Here is a 15,482-nt window from a genome sequence, read left to right as displayed (position 1 = left end):
TGGCGTCCCCTTTATTGAGCCGTTCGCCCTGAGCTTGTCGAAGGGCCGTTCTTGTCTGTTGACGTTAAAGGGGAAGAACGGTGCTTCGACAAGCTCAGCACAAACGATTGTGGAAAGGTTCGTGTCCCTTGCCCCCTCCTCGACCACGCTCTAAGCGCCGGGGCGTGACCATGCGCCTCGACCATATCGACAGCTGGATCTTCGATCTCGACAACACGCTCTATGCGCCGTCGGCGAGGCTGTTCGACCTGATCGACGAACGCATGGGCGCCTTCATCATGCGGTTGCTGAATGTCGACGCGGTCGAGGCGCGGCGGGTGCAGAAGCAATATTTCCACGATCATGGCACGACGATGGCGGGGCTGATGCGTCACCACGGCGTGCACCCCGAGGATTTTCTGGTCGACGTCCACGATATCGCGCTCGATCGGCTGACGGCCGATCCGCGGCTTCGTGCCGGGCTCGCGCGGCTGCCGGGGCGCAAGCTGATCTTCACCAACGCCGATGCCGATTATGCGGCGCGCGTGCTCGACGCGCGCGGAATCGCCGACCTGTTCGACGGCATCTGCGACATCCGCGTCACGCGCTATACGCCCAAGCCCGACGCGGCGGCTTACGACATGATGGTCGCACACCTCGGCGTCGATCCGGCGAAGAGCCTGTTCGTCGAGGATATGGCGCGCAACCTGACCCCGGCGAAGCGGCTGGGGATGACGACCGTGTGGCTGGACAATGGCAGCGAAAGCGGCCATCGGGACCACCTGCCGGACCATGTCGATTTCCACGCGACCGACATCGCCGACTGGCTCGATACCTTGCCTTCACCTTGGGGAATTTCATGACGACCGACCTGCAGAGCACGATCGAAGCCGCGTGGGACGCGCGCGACACGCTGGGGCTGACCACGACCGGCGCGGTGCGCGAGGCGGTCGAGAGTGCGCTCGCGGGGCTCGACGACGGCAGCTACCGCGTCGCCGAGCGCGATGCCGGCGGTAGCTGGCAGGTCAACCAATGGCTGAAGAAGGCGGTGCTGCTGTCGTTCCGCCTCAACGACATGGAGATCATCGAGGGCGGCGCCGGCGGCGCGACCTGGTGGGACAAGGTGCCGTCGAAATTCGCGGGATGGGGCGAGAACCGCTTTCGCGACGCGGGCTTTCGCGCCGTCCCCGGATCGATCGTCCGCCGCGGCGCCTTTATCAGCAAGGGCGCGGTGCTGATGCCGAGCTTCGTCAATATCGGCGCCTATGTCGGCGAGGGATCGATGGTCGACGCCTGGGCGACCGTCGGCAGCTGCGCGCAGATCGGCGCGAACGTCCATTTGTCGGGCGGCGCGGGGATCGGCGGCGTGCTCGAACCGCTGCAAGCCGGGCCGGTGGTGATCGAGGACGGCGCCTTCATCGGCGCGCGCGCCGAGGTCGCCGAGGGCGTGATCGTGCGCGAGGGCGCGGTGCTGTCGATGGGTGTCTATCTCGGCGCATCGACCAAGATCGTCGACCGCGCGACGGGCGAAGTCTTCATCGGCGAAGTGCCCGCCTATTCGGTCGTCGTTCCGGGCGCGATGCCGGGCAAGCCGCTGCCCGACGGGACGCCGGGGCCGTCGCTTTATTGCGCGGTGATCGTCAAGCGCGTCGATGCGAAGACGCGCGCGAAGACCGGGATCAACGAGTTGCTGCGCGATTGATCGCGGCGGACGACAGGCAGGGGACGTCGGCGGCGGTCCAGTCGATATCGTAAGTGGCCGGGACCATCTTGCGGGCCGAATCCGGCGCAACGCCGCCCAGCGGTTCGTAGAAGATCCAGCCCTTGCTGTTGTCGAAGGCCGCGATCCGTCCATTGTCCTGTCGCGCGCTCGCCGCGTCGATCTCCACGCTGTCGACGCGAAAGCCGCGTATCATGCGAATGGAACCGTCGCGAATGTCGAACGCGCGATAATAATTCTGGCCGAAGATGGTCGCGTCGAAACCCGACTTGTAGGTCCAGTTCGCAGCCTGGGTGGTTGATGGAAACCGGACCGTCGTCACGCTGCAAGAGAATTCGGGTTTGTTGTAGAAGGGCAGATTCTGATTTTGGTCCGCCGGGCGGATCCGCTTTTCTGGCGGACTGAAGCCGCCGCCCGGCAAGGCCAGCGACCGGGCGCCACCGTCTTTTTCCCAGTCGACCTCCCACGAACCCACGACCGTCAGCACACTGGCTCCGGCCTTTTGGTCATAGTGCAATTTGACCTCGTCGACCGTCTGCCAGGTGCTGCCGACGATTTGCTGCCGCATCCCCGTCAGCAACTGGTCGGCGCTGATCCCCGACAGCTGCGCCTGTTGCTGCAGGCCCGCGAGCCCGCGGGCGATCGTCGTGTTCGTTACGCGCGCGGGCTGGTCGAAACCGGCGCGCGCGTCGATCTCGTAAAGGCTGATCTCGTCCGGCCTGTCGGCCGGTCGCCACGCGCGCTTCTCAAGCGGGTCGCCCTGCATATCCAGCGGCAGGATCCATCGATAATCGACCACTGGATCGAGCGCCGGGGAGGCCACCGGCGGCAGCGTCCCGTCGAGCCAATATTGTTTCCCATCGATCCGCGCGCGGACGAGGATGTGATCGAATAGCCCGGGATTCGGTAGCCGTTCGTCGAAGCCATCGTCATTGCCCTGATTATTGACGACGACGGCTTCCGCCTCGATGCCCAGTTCGGCGAGCAGCGCGAGCAAGAGCGCCGTCTTGCCCTTACAATCGCCGTAGCGGCGCCGCCAGGTTTCCTCCGCGGTGGCGGGGGTCAGATTCCCGCTGCCAAGACCGACATAGATATAGCGGACATCCTGCTGAACCATCTTGAGCGCCGCGGCGGCACGGTCGAGAGGGTCGGCATGCGCGGCGGCGATACGGCGTGCTTCGGCCTTGAGCGGCGAGCCTTCGGCAATATGGGCGGCTTTGGCGTACAGCGGCGCGAAATGCCGCGACACGGCACGCCAATCGGCGAAATCGCTGAACTCGACCATACGTTGCCACAGGAAACGGGGCGGTGCATCCTTTGGCGGAGTCAATGTCGGCGGGTTATCGAACAGGAAATCGACGCTATGATCGCCGGTCCGCGCCACCGCCGCCATATCCGGGGTCATCCGCACGTTGGGCTTCGCGCCTTCGTCCCAGCTCAACCCGAGACGGAACCGGCCGGGCTGCGGGCTTGGCAGGAGGAAAAGAATACCCGATTCATTCTGCGCAAGCGTGGGGTCGTTCGACCGGGTGGTCAGGCCGACTTCGAGTTCGTCGCCGACGCGCAGGTCGGGCACGCGCAACACGGCGGTCAGTACCCCATCGAGCATCGCGGCTTCGAGTTGATCCTCGCGGCGCAATATTTCGAAGGACGCATTCTTGAGCACGTCGATCGTCGTACCGTCGCGATGCACATTGATCATATGGACGACCGGCGGGCCGGAAGCGGGGTTCCAGGCAATCGAGATATTGCCGATCTGCAGGGCGTTGGGATGGAGAAGCCGCATCCGGTAGCCAAGATATTGCGCCTGTCCCCGGTCATCGAGATGGGCGACGATGTCCTGGCGACGGACGAAGAGCAGCCCGCTCGCCCCCTCGGGAACCGGCACCAGTTCGGAGGGCAGCACCCAGTCGGGCGTCGGCCCCCGCTTTACCTGATTCTCCTCGGCCTTCGCCGGCCCATGCGCCAGCGCGAGCGCCAGCAATGCCCATCCCGTCGTACGCAATTTTGCCCCCCCGCAATTTCCTGGCATCATGTCGAAAACCGGTCGGAACGCAAGAAGGACGATTCGGTTACTTACCGCTCGCTGAGGTAATAGCGCTCGCGCGCGGTCAGATCGTCGTTCAGTTCATAGACGATCGGCTGGCCGGTCGGGATTTCGAGCCCGGTGATGTCGGCGTCCGAAATGCCCGAGAGATGTTTGACGAGCGCGCGCAGGCTGTTGCCGTGTGCCGAGATCAGCACCGTCTTGCCCGCGGCGAGTTCGGGGACGATCGCGGCTTCATAATAAGGCAGCACGCGCTCGATCGTGTCCTTGAGGCTTTCGGCCGAGGGGATGTCGATGCCGGCGTAGCGCGGGTCGGTCGACAGGTCCCACGGCGAACCGGCTTCGAGCGGCGGCGGCGGAATGTCGAAGCTGCGGCGCCAGATCTTGACCTGATCGTCGCCATGCTTCGCCGCGGTCTCGGCCTTGTCGAGCCCGGTGAGCCCGCCATAATGGCGTTCGTTGAGGCGCCAGTCCTTGGTGACCGGGAGCCACAAACGCCCCATCGCTTCGAGCGCGAGATTGAGCGTCTTGATCGCGCGCGACTGGACCGAGGTGAAGCAGGTGTCGGGGGCGATGCCCTTCGCCTTCATCAGCTCGCCCGCGGCGATCGCTTCGGCGACGCCCTTTTCGGTGACATCGACATCCCACCAGCCGGTGAAGCGGTTTTCGAGATTCCACTGCGACTGGCCGTGACGGATGAGGATGAGCTGGGGCATTTCGGATCCTTGCGCTGGAGGAGAGTCGCCGCCCTTTAGCGCGGGTTTTCGCCGAACGCCAACCGCCCTCTTGAAATGGTTTCAGCTGCACCCAGATTTGCCTCATCCGGCCGCCGACACGGGGCCGGGTGGTGATCGCGGCGGCCGCCGCGGTCCCTGACTTCGCTTTTGAAAAGGAAGAAAGAACCATGCGTAACAGTTTCGACTGGACCCCCTATCGCCGTTCGACCGTCGGGTTCGACCGGCTGTTCGATTTCCTCGAAACGGGCGGTTCGGGCGCCGAAAATTACCCGCCGTTCGATATCGAAAAACTCGCCGACGACCATTTCCGCATCACCGTCGCGGTCGCGGGCTTCAAGTCCGACGAGATCGACATCACCGCACAGCAGAATATGCTGACCGTCAGCGGCCGCAAGGCGCCGGTGGCTGAAGGCGAGGCGCGCCAATTGCTCTATAGCGGCATCGCGACGCGCGCGTTCGAACGCCGCTTCCAGCTCGCCGATTTCGTGCGGGTGAGCGAGGCCGACCTCGCCGACGGGCTGCTTTCGATCGACCTGGTGCGCGAAGTGCCCGAGGCGATGAAGCCGCACAAGATTGCCATCGGCGGCCAGCCGGCGATCGAGGACAAGAAGGCCGCGTAAAGGGCGCCCGATTGAATGAAGTTGCGGGGTCCGGAGTTCCCTTCCGGACCCCGTTTTTGCGTCTAGAGCACGCGCGTCATGAAGCGGCTGAACGGGTCGGGCTGGTAATCGGCGAAGGGCTCGCACTCGGTGAAACCGTAGCGCTGGTAAAGCGCGATCGCGGGTTCGAAGGCTCCGCTCGATCCGGTTTCGAGGCTGAGGCGCTCGAGACCGCGGGTCCGCGCGACGTCGATGATGTGATCGAGCATATGCGCCGCGACACCCTGCCGCAGGAAGGGTTCGGCGGTGCGCATCGACTTGATCTCGCCATGCGCGTTGCCCAGCATCTTGAGCGCGCCGCAGCCCGCAAGCTCGTCGCCGCGGTGGATCGACCAGAAGGTGACGCCGTCGGCGCGCAGCCCGTCGAAATCGAGGAAATGACAGCTTTCGGCCGGCGAGTTCGCGAGCATGCCCGCGAAATGTTGTTCGAGCAGCGCACGGATGTCGGCGCCCGACAGATCATCCTCGACGATCCGCCAGGCGCCCGCCTTGGACATCAGAGAAGCTGGTCCAGCGTCTGAAGGCACGCGTGCGCGAGCAGCTTCGAGCGTTCGGGCGACCAGCCGGCGACGGGATCGGGGAGGTCGCGATTGTCCTTGAACGGCATTTCGAGCGTCATCGACACCGCGCCGAAACGTTCGGCGAGCTGCGTCGTCGACATCGAGAGATTCGCCTGCCCCGGGGCGGTTTCGGCATAGCCGAGGTCGACCTGGAAATCGGGGGTGTTCGCGGCGAGCGCGGTTTCGAACGCCTTGTATTTTTCGGTCTGCTCCGCCTTGAGCGACGGGATGCCTTCGAAGCCCGCGAGGAAGACCGCGGGGATCGCTTCGTCGCCGTGGACGTCCATCGCCCAGTCGACGCCGGTTTCGTCCATCGCATTGCGGACGGCGAGCACTTCGGGGCTACGCTCGGTGGTCGGATTGTCCCATTCGCGGTTGAGGTTCACGCCCGCGAAATTGGTGCGCAGATGGCCGCGGCGCGCGCCGTCGGGATTCATGTTCGGGACGATGTGGAAACGGCACTTGCTGCGCAGCGAGCGCGCGTGCGGATCGGCGGGATCGACGAGCTTTTCGAGCGCGCCTTCCATCCACCATTCGGCCATGCTCTCCCCCGGATGCTGGCGCGCATAAAGCCAGACCTGCCTCTCGCCGGTGCCGAGTTCGAGGCAGTCGATCGGCTGGCCTTCGAGGCTGGTACCGAGACAGCGGTAGGTGACGCCTTCGCATTCGGCGATCTGGGCGACGAGGTCGTGGTGCCGTTCCATCGAATAAGGCGCAAAATAGGCGATATAGAGGATCGGGCTTTCGGCGGTGTGCTGGATCGTCAGCGTGCCGGCTTCATAGCTTGTGTCGAGGCGGAACCAGGTTTCGCGATCGGTGCTCGCGCAGGCGGCATAGCCCGGCCAGCCATCGGGATAGGCCGAGTTGCCAAGCCCCGTGATGGCGAGGTCGAGCGCGTCGCCGACCGCGCACGCCACGCGGAAATGGAACCACTGGAAAAAGTCCGATTCGCGGTCCTTGCGGATCGACAGGCGGGCGGAGGTGCCGTCGACGGCATCCACGACGATATTGCCGCTGTCGAAAGCGGCGTTGATGGTGATGGTCATTTGACGCTGATAGTGCGTCCCGATTCGCCGGGGAAGTCCTTGAATAGGGCTTCGGCCAATTTCGCCGCCGCGAGGCTGGGCTGGCTGGCGGGCGCCTTTAACGGGACCGCGGTCACGGCGCGGCCTTCCCACACAGCCTGGCCGCTCGCGGCATCGTCGATGCGCACCGCGAGCTGGAGATCGGCCATCCGTTTCGGACCGCCGCCGAGGTTGAGGCCGATGCCGAGCCCGACGCCCGACCCGTAATTGCCCGTCGAACCGCCGACGCCGACCGAGACAGGCGAACGCCTGCCGATGCCTTCGCGGTTCATGCGTTCGAAACCGATCCGCACCTTCAAGGGCGCGCGGGCGCCGTCGGGCGCCGCGACGAGTCCCTGCCGCTGCAATTGCTGTTCGACCGCGGTGCGGTAACTGTTCCATTCGAGCGAGGGCGCGTCGATCATCGCCCCGGCGTTGCCGAGCGGCGCTGTGTCGACGGTATAGCGCATACCCGGCGCCCAGCCCGTGGGCGCGCTGGCATGGAAGCGCGTGACTTCGACCGGGGGAACCGCGGTGGCGCAGCCACCGAGAGCGAGCGCCGCTGCACAGAGCAGGGCGACGGAAATTTGACGCGTCATCGCAGCATCATGCGCCAGCTAATATGGCTTGGCAATGAACGGGATGCCTATCGCGTCGTCATGCCGGGCTCGACCCGGCATCCATCGACGGTGGCGCAGATGGACCCCGGATCAAGTCCGGGGTGACGAGAAAGGGGAAGGCGCCATCTGCACCGCGCCCATCCGATCAACGATAGAAGATGTGGTTGTCGATCTGCGCGATGCGCGTCTTGCGCCAGCCCGGCGAGACGTAGCGCGCGTGAAAGAAGAGCGCGCCCGGGGCGTGGTTCTTCCAGCTGCCGTCGCGGGCGATCTGCGCGATCGCCACGGCGTTGTTCCACTGCGCCGCGTTGCGCACCGCGGGCATCCGGCCGCCGCGCACGAAGCTGAACTGGCTCTTCTGGTGGACGACGCCGCACAGGCTCTTGGGGAAGCGGCCCGACTGGGCACGGTTGATCACGACATGCGCGACCGCGAGCTGGCCCGGAAGCGATTCGCCGCGCGATTCGAAATAGACCGCACCGGCGAGGCAGCGCAGTTCGGGATCGATGTCGGCGGGCTTGGGCGTCGCGGCGACGAGTTCGGCGAGCGAATCGGCGGTCACCTGAGCCGGCTTTGGCTCGGGAGCGGATTCGCTTTCAATTTTCTTGCTGTCTTCGACCGGCAGTTCGGCATCGGTCGGCAGGTTCGCCGTTTCCTCCGCGGCCGGCGCGTCGGCGCCCGGCAGGATGATCGTGGGGATATTGGCCTCGGCCGCAAGATCGCTTGCAAAGCCCGGTTCCGCCAAAAGCAGCATGGAGGCGGCAGTCATGCCGACGGCAGCCATGCCGGCTACGTTCAGAATGCGACTCATATTGCCCGTCAAAAGTGCGGCCGATGAACCGAACCTCTCAAAACAGGCCCAAAAAAACAGGTGAGGGGACTATGGTCCAATTTCGCCTGCGGTCATCGTCCGACTGCGTGTCCGAACCGTTTTCCCGGGGCATCACCAAAGGCGATATATCCCACGGAACGACCTACGCGTTATCGAATAGGCGCCACCTATTGTGCGCCGCAACAGAGTCAAGTTAACGCGGCCCACTCCGCGACGAGTTGTGGCGCATCTGCGATGTCCAGTTCAATTAACCATAGATCGGGGTCGGCCTTGCGCCGTCGATCCTGGTAATTTGCCCGCGCTTCCCCATCATTTGGGTCGTCGGGGCCGACCGCCTCCCAGATATAGTGGCCGTCCGCCGAAAACCGCCGTTCGAGCAGCGGTCCCGGCCGCCCGCGTTCGGTGCATTGGACGAGAATGATTCCCGACGTTTCGTCGCCTTTGACAACCACGGTCGCGAAGCCGCCCGCCGCTTCGGTGCGGCGAAGCAGCAGGTCGACGAGGAAACGGCTTTTGAGGCGGGTCATGTCAGCTTGTGCCCCTGCGAAGGCAGGGGCACGGCTGATCTTTTGTCAGGCCGCGTCACGCGCTTCGGTGTCGGCGAGCATCGCATAAAGCGCTTCGTCACTCTTCGCGCCGCGCAGCCGTTCGGCGATCGCATCGTTGCGGAGCATCCGCGATACGCCGGCGAGCGCCTTCAGATGATCGGCGCCGGCGTCGAGCGGCGAGAGCAGGATGAACAGCAGGTCGACCGGCAGGCCGTCGACCGCGGTAAAGTCGATCGGACGCGCCAGCTGCAGGAACAGGCCGCGCACGCCGCCGAGATCGGCCATCTTGGCATGCGGAAGCGCGATCCCGCGCCCGAAGCCGGTCGAACCGAGGCGTTCGCGTTCGAGCAAAGCTTCGCTGACTTCGCCGGCATCGAGGCCGAGCGAGCGGCTGGCGAGATCGCCCACGAAGGGGAAGAGCGCCTTTTTCGAATCGAGCTGCACATGCGCGCGCACGGTCGCCGGATAGAGAAGGGAAGAAAGATTCATTGCTCTGGTCAAATCTTGTAAAACGCCGGCCGCCGCCAGAAACTTGAAGCTGGCAAGCGATCGCGGATCTGTCGTGGCAGGCCCCCCGCCATCCCGGCTTCGGGCATCGTTGGGCGCGGCCCTTAAGCCGGATGGCGGAGAAAATCCAGCCCTATCGTGGCTCGACCCAGCCGATCGTCCCGTCATCGCGGCGATAGACCATATTGTGCGAGCCGGTCTTGCTGTTGACGAAGAGCAGCGCGTTGGTGTTGCGAAGGTCGAGCATCATCACCGCGTCGGACACGCTGCTGCTGGGGATATCGACGCGCGTTTCGGCGATGATCGCGGGCGCATCGCCCGCATCCTCGTCATTCCCGGCGTCGAACACGGTGTAAGCCGCATTGTCCTCGATCTCGTCGACCGTCGGCGAGGGTTCCGCCGGGCCGTTGTTGCGGTCCTTCAACCGGCGCATATAGCGTCTGAGCTGCTTTTCGATGCGCTCGGCGGCGCCTTCGAATGCGACATGCGCGTCCTGTGCCTGGCCGTGCCCCTTCAGCACCAGCCCCTGCATCACATGCGCGACGATGTCGCATTGAAAACTGTCGTGCGGTCCCTTCCCAAAAGTCGCGTGCGCCCCGATTGCGCGCGAGAAATATTTGTCGGCAATCGCGTTCATCCGGTCCGACACATGCGCCTGAAGCGCTTCGCCGGTTTCGATCTGGTGGCCAGAGACGCGGATTTCCATTTTTCTTCTCCTTCTTGGCCGGTGCGATGACTTAAGGGAGGGTCATCACACCGTATCGAGCCACAGCGGCTGATTCAGCCCTGCGACAAATTCGGCGTGGCGCGCGAGTTCGGCGGCCGACGCCATATGGGGACGGGGTTCGCGAAAGGGACGGTCGGGGCCGCGCGATGCGGGAGGGGTCGAAATCTCGATCGTGGCCGATGCGCCGCCCGAAGCCGCCAGGCCAAGGCCGATCTGTCGCCCGCCGGTCATTTCGATATAGAGGTGCGCGAGCAGTTCGGCGTCGAGCAGCGCGCCATGCTTGACGCGGTGGCTGCGGTCGATGCCATAGCGCGTGCAGAGCGCGTCGAGGCTGTGCTTCGCGCCGGGGTGGAGCTTGCGCGCCATCTGCACGGTGCAGCACATCCGCGCCATGTCGAGCGCGGGGCGGCCGGCACGCGCGAGCTCGGCGTTGACGAAGCCGAAGTCGAACGCGGCGTTGTGCGCGACGAGCGGCGCGTCGCCGAGAAACTCGATCAGCTCGTCAACACGAGTCGCGAAGAGTGGCTTGTCCGACAGGAACTGGATCGACAGGCCATGCACGGCTTCGGCGGCGGCGGGCATGTCGCGTTCGGGATTGAAATAGGCGTGAAAGGTGACGCCGGTTTCGCGGCGGTCGACCAGCTCGACACACCCGATTTCGACCAGCCTGTCCCCGCTCCTGGGATCGAAACCCGTGGTTTCGGTATCGAAAATTATCTCGCGCATCGAAACCATAATCTGGACCCTATCGGGCGTGGAAACAAGAGGCGATGAAGCGAATCTGCCGGTGCGTCTCGCTTTTCGGGCGGCCCGTTTCGATGATGAAATCCGCGCGCGCGCGCTTGACGCGGTCGGGGACCTGCAGGCGGCGGATCGCCTTGAGCTTCGCCGCGGTCATCCCCGGGCGGCGCATCACACGCTTGCGCTGAATCCATGCCGGTGCCGAGACGACGGCGATCGCCCCGACCTTTCGCCAGCCGCCCTTTTCGAAGAGCAGGGGAATGTCGAGCACGACGACGTCGCGCGCACGGTTTCTGGCGAGGAAGCGTTTCTGCGCCCTGCCGACGGCGGGGTGAATGATCGCCTCGAGCGCGGCGAGTTCGTGGGTGTTGCCGAGCACCAGCGCCCCGAGCTTTTGCCGGTCGACCCCGTTCGCGCCGGTGGTGCCGGGAAAGCGCGCCTCGATCGCGGCGACGAGCGCGCCGCCGGGCCCCTGCAGCCGGTGAACCTCGGCATCGGCGTCGAACACGGGGACGCCTTCGCGCTCGAACATCATCGCCGCGGTCGACTTGCCCATGCCGATCGACCCGGTGAGGCCGAGAATGAAGGGACGGCGGAGGCGCGAGCCGGGATGTCGGCCGAGTTGGGGGCGGTGGCTCATGCCGTGAGGAGCGCGCGCAGTTCCTCGTCGCGGCCCTCGGGCGGGGCGCTGCCGAAGAACAGCTCGAAGGCGAGCGCGGCCTGGCCGATCAGCATGTCGAGCCCGTCGACGGTGTCGAGTCCGCGCGCTTCGGCCGCCTTGAGCAAGCCGGTCTGGAGCGGCGAATAGACGAGGTCGTAGACGATCGCATCGTCGGGGAGCGGCGACAGGTCGAGGTCGAGCGGCGGCTGGCCCTTCATCCCGAGGCTGCTCGAATTGACGAGCAGCGACACGGGGGGAAGCTGCGCGTCGAGGGCAACGACATCGCCCTTGAGGCCGAAGGTCGCGAGCAGGCCCATCGCTTTGAGCGGGCTGCGGTTGAGGATCGTGACCGAGCCGACGTTCGCACGCGCCAGCGCGAACAGCACCGCGCGCGCGGCACCACCCGCACCGACAACCGCGACGGGGGCACCCTCGAGATCGAGTTCGGCGAGCGGCGAATAAAAGCCCGCCGCGTCGGTGTTGGTGCCGATCAGCGCGCCGTCCTTCTGCCGGACGATCGTGTTCATCGCGCCGATCGTGCCGCGAATGTCGCCGGGATCGTCGACGAGATCCATCACGACACCTTTGTGGGGCATGGTGACGTTGCAGCCGCGCCAGTCGGGATCGGCGCGGCGCTCGGCGATATAGGCCGCGAGGTCGTCGGGCTTCACATGCGCGCGGCGGTAATCGCCTTCGAGGCCAAGGGCATCGAGCCAGAAACCGTGAATCAGCGGCGATTTCGACTGCGCGATCGGATCGCCGATCACCTCTGCATAAGGGGGGGCATAAGGCGTGCTCATTGCGGTGCCAGCCCGGTGGTGCGGAGCCACGCCAGCAAGGGGAGCATCGGCATGCCGATGATGGTCCAGGGATCGCCCTCGACCTTTTCGAACAATTGCACACCCGCTCCTTCGATTTCGTAACAGCCGACGGTCCAGCGGATGCTGTCCCATTCGCGTGCGACATAGTCGGCGATGAAGGCCTCCGACAAGGGCCGCATCCACAGCTTCGCCTCGCCGATCGCGCGCCAGATGGGGGCGCCGTCGCGCGCGGCGACCGCGGCGCTGAACAGGCGGTGACGCGTTCCCGCCATCCGGCGGAGGTGATCGGCGGCCTCGTCGGGACTTTCGGGCTTTGACAGCATCGACCCGTCGTCGAGCGCGAGGGTGGAGTCGGCGCCGAGCACCGTCACGCCCGGAAGCCGCGACGAGATTTTGACCGCCTTTGCTTCGGCGAGCGCGTCGGCGATGTTGCGCGGGGTCTGCCCGGCGTCGAGCAGCGAGGCGGTGAGCGCCTCCTCGTCAACATGCGCGGCGCTCGTTTCGAATTCGAGTCCGGCGGCGTGGAGCATCGTGGCGCGGCCGCTGCTTTGCGAGGCGAGGAGCAGGGTCATGCGGCGCTTCGGTCTTCGACGAGCTTGATCACCGCCGCGGCGGTTTCCTCGATCGAGCGGCGCGTCACGTCGATCACCGGCCAGCCATTGTCGGCGAACATGCGCCGCGCATAAGCGAGCTCAGCCCTCACGCGCTCGTCGTCGACATAGCTGGTCTCGGGCGCCTGGTTCAAAGACAGCAGCCGGTTGCGGCGGACCTGCACCAGCCGGTCGAGTCCCGTCGTCAGCCCGACGACCATCGGGCGCTTCAGCGTGAACAGCACGTTCGGCGGCGGCGATTCTGGCACGATCGGGATGTTCGCGGTCTTGAAGCCGCGGTTCGCGAGATAGATGCTCGTCGGGGTTTTCGAGGTTCGCGACACGCCGGCAAGGACGATGTCGGCCTGTTCCCAATTTTCCCAGCCGATGCCGTCGTCGTGCGCGACGGTGAACTGGATCGCGTCGACGCGCGCGAAATAGGCGGCGTCGAGGACATGCTGGCGGCCGGGGCGCGCCTTCGCTTCCTGCCCGAGCATCCGTGACAAGGCATCGGTGACCGCGTCGAGCGCCGCGACCGTCGGCAGGTTGAGCGCGCGCGCGCGCCGTTCGAGGCTGACGCGCAGCTCGCCATTCACCAGCGTGAAAAGGATCATCCCCGGGCTTGCCTGCACCTCGGCCATGATCCGGTCGAGATGCGATTCCGATCGCACCATCGGCCAGAAATGGCGCACGACCTCGACATCGTCGAACTGCGCGATCGCCGCCTTGGCGATATTTTCGAGTGTCTCGCCCGTGGAGTCGGATATGAGATGTAAGTGGAGCCGGCCCATCGCGGCACCATGGCGGGAAACCGCAGAAAAAGGCAATCCCGGATCATATCTTGGACGATGAAAAGCCCCCTGTGGATAAGTTTTGGACAAGCGCGGGGAGGAAATGGGGACGATCGATTCATCCCCGGCGCTGCCGATTCCGCTCCACCACTTGCCCACAAGGGATGAATCTTATCCACAGGCTGTGAATAGTGGGAGAAGCGGGAGGCGACTCTGCGGCAGGTGGCGGTGGTGGTGGAGTCAAGCTGTTGGCAAAAAGGGCGCCCCGGCCTAAAGCCGCGCTTGTCCGCCAACCAACAAACCACCACAATTTCATTTAAGATTATATTGAGAAGAGAAAGAGGGCCCGCGTGAAGGCGTCACCGAAGAGCTTGCTGGCAACGCTGCGCGGGGCGCGACACGAGCGCCCTCCGCTCTGGCTGATGCGCCAGGCTGGACGCTATCTGCCCGAATATCGCGCGCTCAGGGAAACCAAGGGCGGCTTTCTCGAGCTTTGCTACGATCCCGAAGCCGCGGCCGAGGTGACGTTGCAACCGATCCGGCGTTTTGGTTTCGATGGCTCGATCCTCTTTTCGGACATCCTCGTCATCCCGCACGCGCTCGGCCAGCATCTGTGGTTCGAGGCGGGCGAGGGGCCGCGGCTCGCCCCGCCGCTTGTCGATAGCGCCTTGGCGTCACTCGAAGCGGCGCCGCAACGGCTCGACCCCGTTTATGCGACCGTCGCGCGTGTCGCCGACGCGCTTCCCTCCGAAACGACCTTCCTCGGCTTCGCTGGGAGCCCTTGGACGGTCGCGACCTATATGGTGGCGGGGCAGGGGTCGAAGGATCAGGCGGCCGCCCGGCGCTTCGCGTTTGGTGATCCGGCGGCGTTCCAGAAAATCATCGATGCGATCGTCGAGCTGACCGTCACTTATCTTTCGGGACAGATAGAGCAGGGCGTCGACGCGGTGCAATTGTTCGACAGCTGGGCGGGCAGCCTGTCGCCGGCGCAGTTCGAACGATGGGTAGTCGCGCCCAACGCCGAAATCGTCCGCCGCCTGAAAGCGCTGCATCCCGATACGCCGGTCATCGGCTTTCCAAAGGGGGCGGGCGGCAAGCTTCGCGCCTATGCCGACGAGACCGGGGTCGACGCGATCGGGCTCGACGAAACGGTCGATCCGGTGTGGGCCGACGCCATCTTGCCGCCCCATCTTCCCGTGCAGGGCAATCTCGACCCGCTCGCGCTCGTCGCCGGCGGCGAGGCGCTGGATAGCGCGATCGACAATATCCTTGCGGCGTTTCCGTCGCGTCCCCATATCTTCAATCTCGGTCATGGGATCGTGCCCGACACGCCGATCGCGCATGTCGAGCATCTGGTCAGGCGCGTTCGCGGCGGATAATCTATGGAACTGGCTGGTTTTTTGGGGGCGACGATGCTTTGGATCAAAGCCGCGCATATCATTTTCGTGATTTTCCTGATGGCCGGCCTGTTCATGATGCCGCGCTTTTTCGTCTATCACCATCAATGTCCGGTCGGCTCCGACGAGGACAAGAAATGGATCGAGCGCGAGGACCGGCTGCGGCGGATCATCCTGAACCCGGCGATTATTTTCGTGTGGGTCTTTGGCCTGATGCTCGCCTTCAACGGTGATTATTGGCGCGAGGGCTGGTTCATCGCCAAATTCCTGCTCGTGATCGCGCTCTCGGGCTATCATGGCTGGATGATCGGCTACGCGAAGAAACTCGCGCGCGGTGAGCGTCCGCTGACCGAAAAGCAGGTGCGCCTGCTCAACGAGGTGCCGGGAATCGCGGCGGCGATCATCGTGGTCCTGGTAGTTGTCCGCCCCTGAATTTTCCCGTCATGCCGGACCCTTCGACATGCTCGGGACAGGCTTGATC

General features: G+C 65.0%; 19 protein-coding genes. 5 read left to right on the top strand and 14 right to left on the bottom strand.

Annotation, left to right across the window (positions count from 1 at the left end; genetic code table 11):
• Nucleotides 1–170: 170 nt before the first annotated feature.
• Nucleotides 171–842: a pyrimidine 5'-nucleotidase gene (locus tag VJ811_RS14600; protein ID WP_324073609.1), complete on the top strand. Its 672-nt coding sequence runs from the start codon at nucleotides 171–173 to the stop codon at nucleotides 840–842.
• Nucleotides 839–1,681 carry a 2,3,4,5-tetrahydropyridine-2,6-dicarboxylate N-succinyltransferase gene (gene dapD, locus VJ811_RS14595; RefSeq protein WP_324073607.1) on the top strand — a complete coding sequence of 281 codons (843 nt, stop codon included), beginning with the start codon at nucleotides 839–841 and terminating at the stop codon, nucleotides 1,679–1,681. The genes VJ811_RS14600 and dapD overlap by 4 nt, the downstream gene beginning before the upstream one ends.
• Here dapD and VJ811_RS14590 read toward each other — a convergent pair.
• Together VJ811_RS14590 and gpmA are read right to left on the bottom strand one after the other, a co-directional pair.
• A complete protein-coding gene (locus VJ811_RS14590; RefSeq protein ID WP_324073605.1) occupies nucleotides 1,659–3,704 on the bottom strand; it encodes a DUF3857 domain-containing protein in 2,046 nt (681 codons plus the stop codon). The two genes, dapD and VJ811_RS14590, sit on opposite strands and share 23 nt — an antisense overlap.
• Nucleotides 3,705–3,775: 71 nt before the next feature.
• Complete coding sequence (gpmA, locus tag VJ811_RS14585) at nucleotides 3,776–4,462, bottom strand: 2,3-diphosphoglycerate-dependent phosphoglycerate mutase (RefSeq protein ID WP_324073603.1); 687 nt, start codon at nucleotides 4,460–4,462, stop codon at nucleotides 3,776–3,778.
• Between the two features lie 188 nt (nucleotides 4,463–4,650).
• Between gpmA and VJ811_RS14580 the strand changes: the two genes are divergently transcribed.
• On the top strand, nucleotides 4,651–5,103 hold the full coding sequence (locus VJ811_RS14580; protein WP_324073601.1) for an Hsp20 family protein: 453 nt from the start codon (nucleotides 4,651–4,653) through the stop codon (nucleotides 5,101–5,103).
• 62 nt (nucleotides 5,104–5,165) lie between these two features.
• Here the strand turns inward: VJ811_RS14580 and VJ811_RS14575 are convergent, their stop codons facing one another.
• The 12 genes from VJ811_RS14575 to VJ811_RS14520 form a co-directional block, all read right to left on the bottom strand.
• Nucleotides 5,166–5,639, bottom strand: coding sequence for a GNAT family N-acetyltransferase (locus VJ811_RS14575; RefSeq protein ID WP_324073599.1), 474 nt, complete (start codon nucleotides 5,637–5,639; stop codon nucleotides 5,166–5,168).
• On the bottom strand, nucleotides 5,639–6,748 hold the full coding sequence (locus tag VJ811_RS14570) for a M14 family metallopeptidase (RefSeq protein WP_324073597.1): 1,110 nt from the start codon (nucleotides 6,746–6,748) through the stop codon (nucleotides 5,639–5,641). The genes VJ811_RS14575 and VJ811_RS14570 overlap by 1 nt, the downstream gene beginning before the upstream one ends.
• Complete coding sequence (locus tag VJ811_RS14565; protein ID WP_324073595.1) at nucleotides 6,745–7,365, bottom strand: DUF4136 domain-containing protein; 621 nt, start codon at nucleotides 7,363–7,365, stop codon at nucleotides 6,745–6,747. Before VJ811_RS14565 ends, VJ811_RS14570 begins: the two co-directional genes overlap by 4 nt.
• 166 nt (nucleotides 7,366–7,531) lie before the next feature.
• Entirely contained in the window at nucleotides 7,532–8,197 is a 666-nt protein-coding gene (locus tag VJ811_RS14560; protein WP_324073594.1) for a cell wall hydrolase, read from the bottom strand.
• A gap of 209 nt (nucleotides 8,198–8,406) precedes the next feature.
• On the bottom strand, nucleotides 8,407–8,745 hold the full coding sequence (locus VJ811_RS14555) for a DUF1491 family protein (protein WP_324073592.1): 339 nt from the start codon (nucleotides 8,743–8,745) through the stop codon (nucleotides 8,407–8,409).
• Between the two features lie 45 nt (nucleotides 8,746–8,790).
• Nucleotides 8,791–9,255, bottom strand: coding sequence for a PTS sugar transporter subunit IIA (locus tag VJ811_RS14550; RefSeq protein ID WP_324073590.1), 465 nt, complete (start codon nucleotides 9,253–9,255; stop codon nucleotides 8,791–8,793).
• A 151-nt stretch (nucleotides 9,256–9,406) separates the two neighbouring features.
• Nucleotides 9,407–9,979 carry a ribosome hibernation-promoting factor, HPF/YfiA family gene (hpf, locus tag VJ811_RS14545; RefSeq protein WP_324073588.1) on the bottom strand — a complete coding sequence of 191 codons (573 nt, stop codon included), beginning with the start codon at nucleotides 9,977–9,979 and terminating at the stop codon, nucleotides 9,407–9,409.
• Nucleotides 9,980–10,024: 45 nt separating this feature from the next.
• A complete protein-coding gene (gene dnaQ, locus VJ811_RS14540) occupies nucleotides 10,025–10,726 on the bottom strand; it encodes a DNA polymerase III subunit epsilon (protein ID WP_324073586.1) in 702 nt (233 codons plus the stop codon).
• 19 nt (nucleotides 10,727–10,745) lie between these two features.
• Entirely contained in the window at nucleotides 10,746–11,381 is a 636-nt protein-coding gene (gene coaE, locus VJ811_RS14535; protein ID WP_324073584.1) for a dephospho-CoA kinase, read from the bottom strand.
• Nucleotides 11,378–12,202, bottom strand: a complete 825-nt coding sequence (gene aroE, locus VJ811_RS14530; RefSeq protein ID WP_324073582.1) for a shikimate dehydrogenase — start codon at nucleotides 12,200–12,202, stop codon at nucleotides 11,378–11,380. The genes coaE and aroE overlap by 4 nt, the downstream gene beginning before the upstream one ends.
• Entirely contained in the window at nucleotides 12,199–12,795 is a 597-nt protein-coding gene (locus VJ811_RS14525; protein WP_324073580.1) for a Maf family protein, read from the bottom strand. Before VJ811_RS14525 ends, aroE begins: the two co-directional genes overlap by 4 nt.
• Nucleotides 12,792–13,604: a pyruvate, water dikinase regulatory protein gene (locus VJ811_RS14520; RefSeq protein ID WP_324073578.1), complete on the bottom strand. Its 813-nt coding sequence runs from the start codon at nucleotides 13,602–13,604 to the stop codon at nucleotides 12,792–12,794. Before VJ811_RS14520 ends, VJ811_RS14525 begins: the two co-directional genes overlap by 4 nt.
• A gap of 350 nt (nucleotides 13,605–13,954) precedes the next feature.
• Here VJ811_RS14520 and hemE point away from each other — a divergent pair, with 350 nt between their 5' ends.
• Both hemE and VJ811_RS14510 read left to right on the top strand, forming a co-directional pair.
• A complete protein-coding gene (gene hemE / locus VJ811_RS14515) occupies nucleotides 13,955–14,983 on the top strand; it encodes a uroporphyrinogen decarboxylase (protein WP_324073576.1) in 1,029 nt (342 codons plus the stop codon).
• Between the two features lie 33 nt (nucleotides 14,984–15,016).
• Nucleotides 15,017–15,433: a CopD family protein gene (locus VJ811_RS14510; RefSeq protein WP_414711954.1), complete on the top strand. Its 417-nt coding sequence runs from the start codon at nucleotides 15,017–15,019 to the stop codon at nucleotides 15,431–15,433.
• The last annotated feature ends 49 nt before the right edge of the window (nucleotides 15,434–15,482 follow it).

Origin of the sequence: Sphingopyxis sp., from assembly GCF_035250425.1 — a bacterium.
GTDB lineage: Bacteria > Pseudomonadota > Alphaproteobacteria > Sphingomonadales > Sphingomonadaceae > Sphingopyxis.
This window is presented reverse-complemented; position numbering and strand designations above follow the sequence as displayed.

Excerpts from the sequence above, each read along its gene's own strand:
- VJ811_RS14600 (WP_324073609.1), top strand. The coding sequence starts at position 171 with ATGCGCCTCGACCATATCGACAGCTGGATCTTCGATCTCGACAACACG.
- dapD (WP_324073607.1), top strand. The coding sequence starts at position 839 with ATGACGACCGACCTGCAGAGCACGATCGAAGCCGCGTGGGACGCGCGC.
- gpmA (WP_324073603.1), bottom strand. The coding sequence starts at position 4,462 with ATGCCCCAGCTCATCCTCATCCGTCACGGCCAGTCGCAGTGGAATCTC.
- VJ811_RS14580 (WP_324073601.1), top strand. The coding sequence starts at position 4,651 with ATGCGTAACAGTTTCGACTGGACCCCCTATCGCCGTTCGACCGTCGGG.
- VJ811_RS14575 (WP_324073599.1), bottom strand. The coding sequence starts at position 5,639 with ATGTCCAAGGCGGGCGCCTGGCGGATCGTCGAGGATGATCTGTCGGGC.
- VJ811_RS14570 (WP_324073597.1), bottom strand. The coding sequence starts at position 6,748 with ATGACCATCACCATCAACGCCGCTTTCGACAGCGGCAATATCGTCGTG.
- VJ811_RS14565 (WP_324073595.1), bottom strand. The coding sequence starts at position 7,365 with ATGACGCGTCAAATTTCCGTCGCCCTGCTCTGTGCAGCGGCGCTCGCT.
- VJ811_RS14560 (WP_324073594.1), bottom strand. The coding sequence starts at position 8,197 with ATGAGTCGCATTCTGAACGTAGCCGGCATGGCTGCCGTCGGCATGACT.
- VJ811_RS14555 (WP_324073592.1), bottom strand. The coding sequence starts at position 8,745 with ATGACCCGCCTCAAAAGCCGTTTCCTCGTCGACCTGCTGCTTCGCCGC.
- VJ811_RS14550 (WP_324073590.1), bottom strand. The coding sequence starts at position 9,255 with ATGAATCTTTCTTCCCTTCTCTATCCGGCGACCGTGCGCGCGCATGTG.
- hpf (WP_324073588.1), bottom strand. The coding sequence starts at position 9,979 with ATGGAAATCCGCGTCTCTGGCCACCAGATCGAAACCGGCGAAGCGCTT.
- dnaQ (WP_324073586.1), bottom strand. The coding sequence starts at position 10,726 with ATGCGCGAGATAATTTTCGATACCGAAACCACGGGTTTCGATCCCAGG.
- coaE (WP_324073584.1), bottom strand. The coding sequence starts at position 11,381 with ATGAGCCACCGCCCCCAACTCGGCCGACATCCCGGCTCGCGCCTCCGC.
- aroE (WP_324073582.1), bottom strand. The coding sequence starts at position 12,202 with ATGAGCACGCCTTATGCCCCCCCTTATGCAGAGGTGATCGGCGATCCG.
- VJ811_RS14525 (WP_324073580.1), bottom strand. The coding sequence starts at position 12,795 with ATGACCCTGCTCCTCGCCTCGCAAAGCAGCGGCCGCGCCACGATGCTC.
- VJ811_RS14520 (WP_324073578.1), bottom strand. The coding sequence starts at position 13,604 with ATGGGCCGGCTCCACTTACATCTCATATCCGACTCCACGGGCGAGACA.
- VJ811_RS14510 (WP_414711954.1), top strand. The coding sequence starts at position 15,017 with ATGCTTTGGATCAAAGCCGCGCATATCATTTTCGTGATTTTCCTGATG.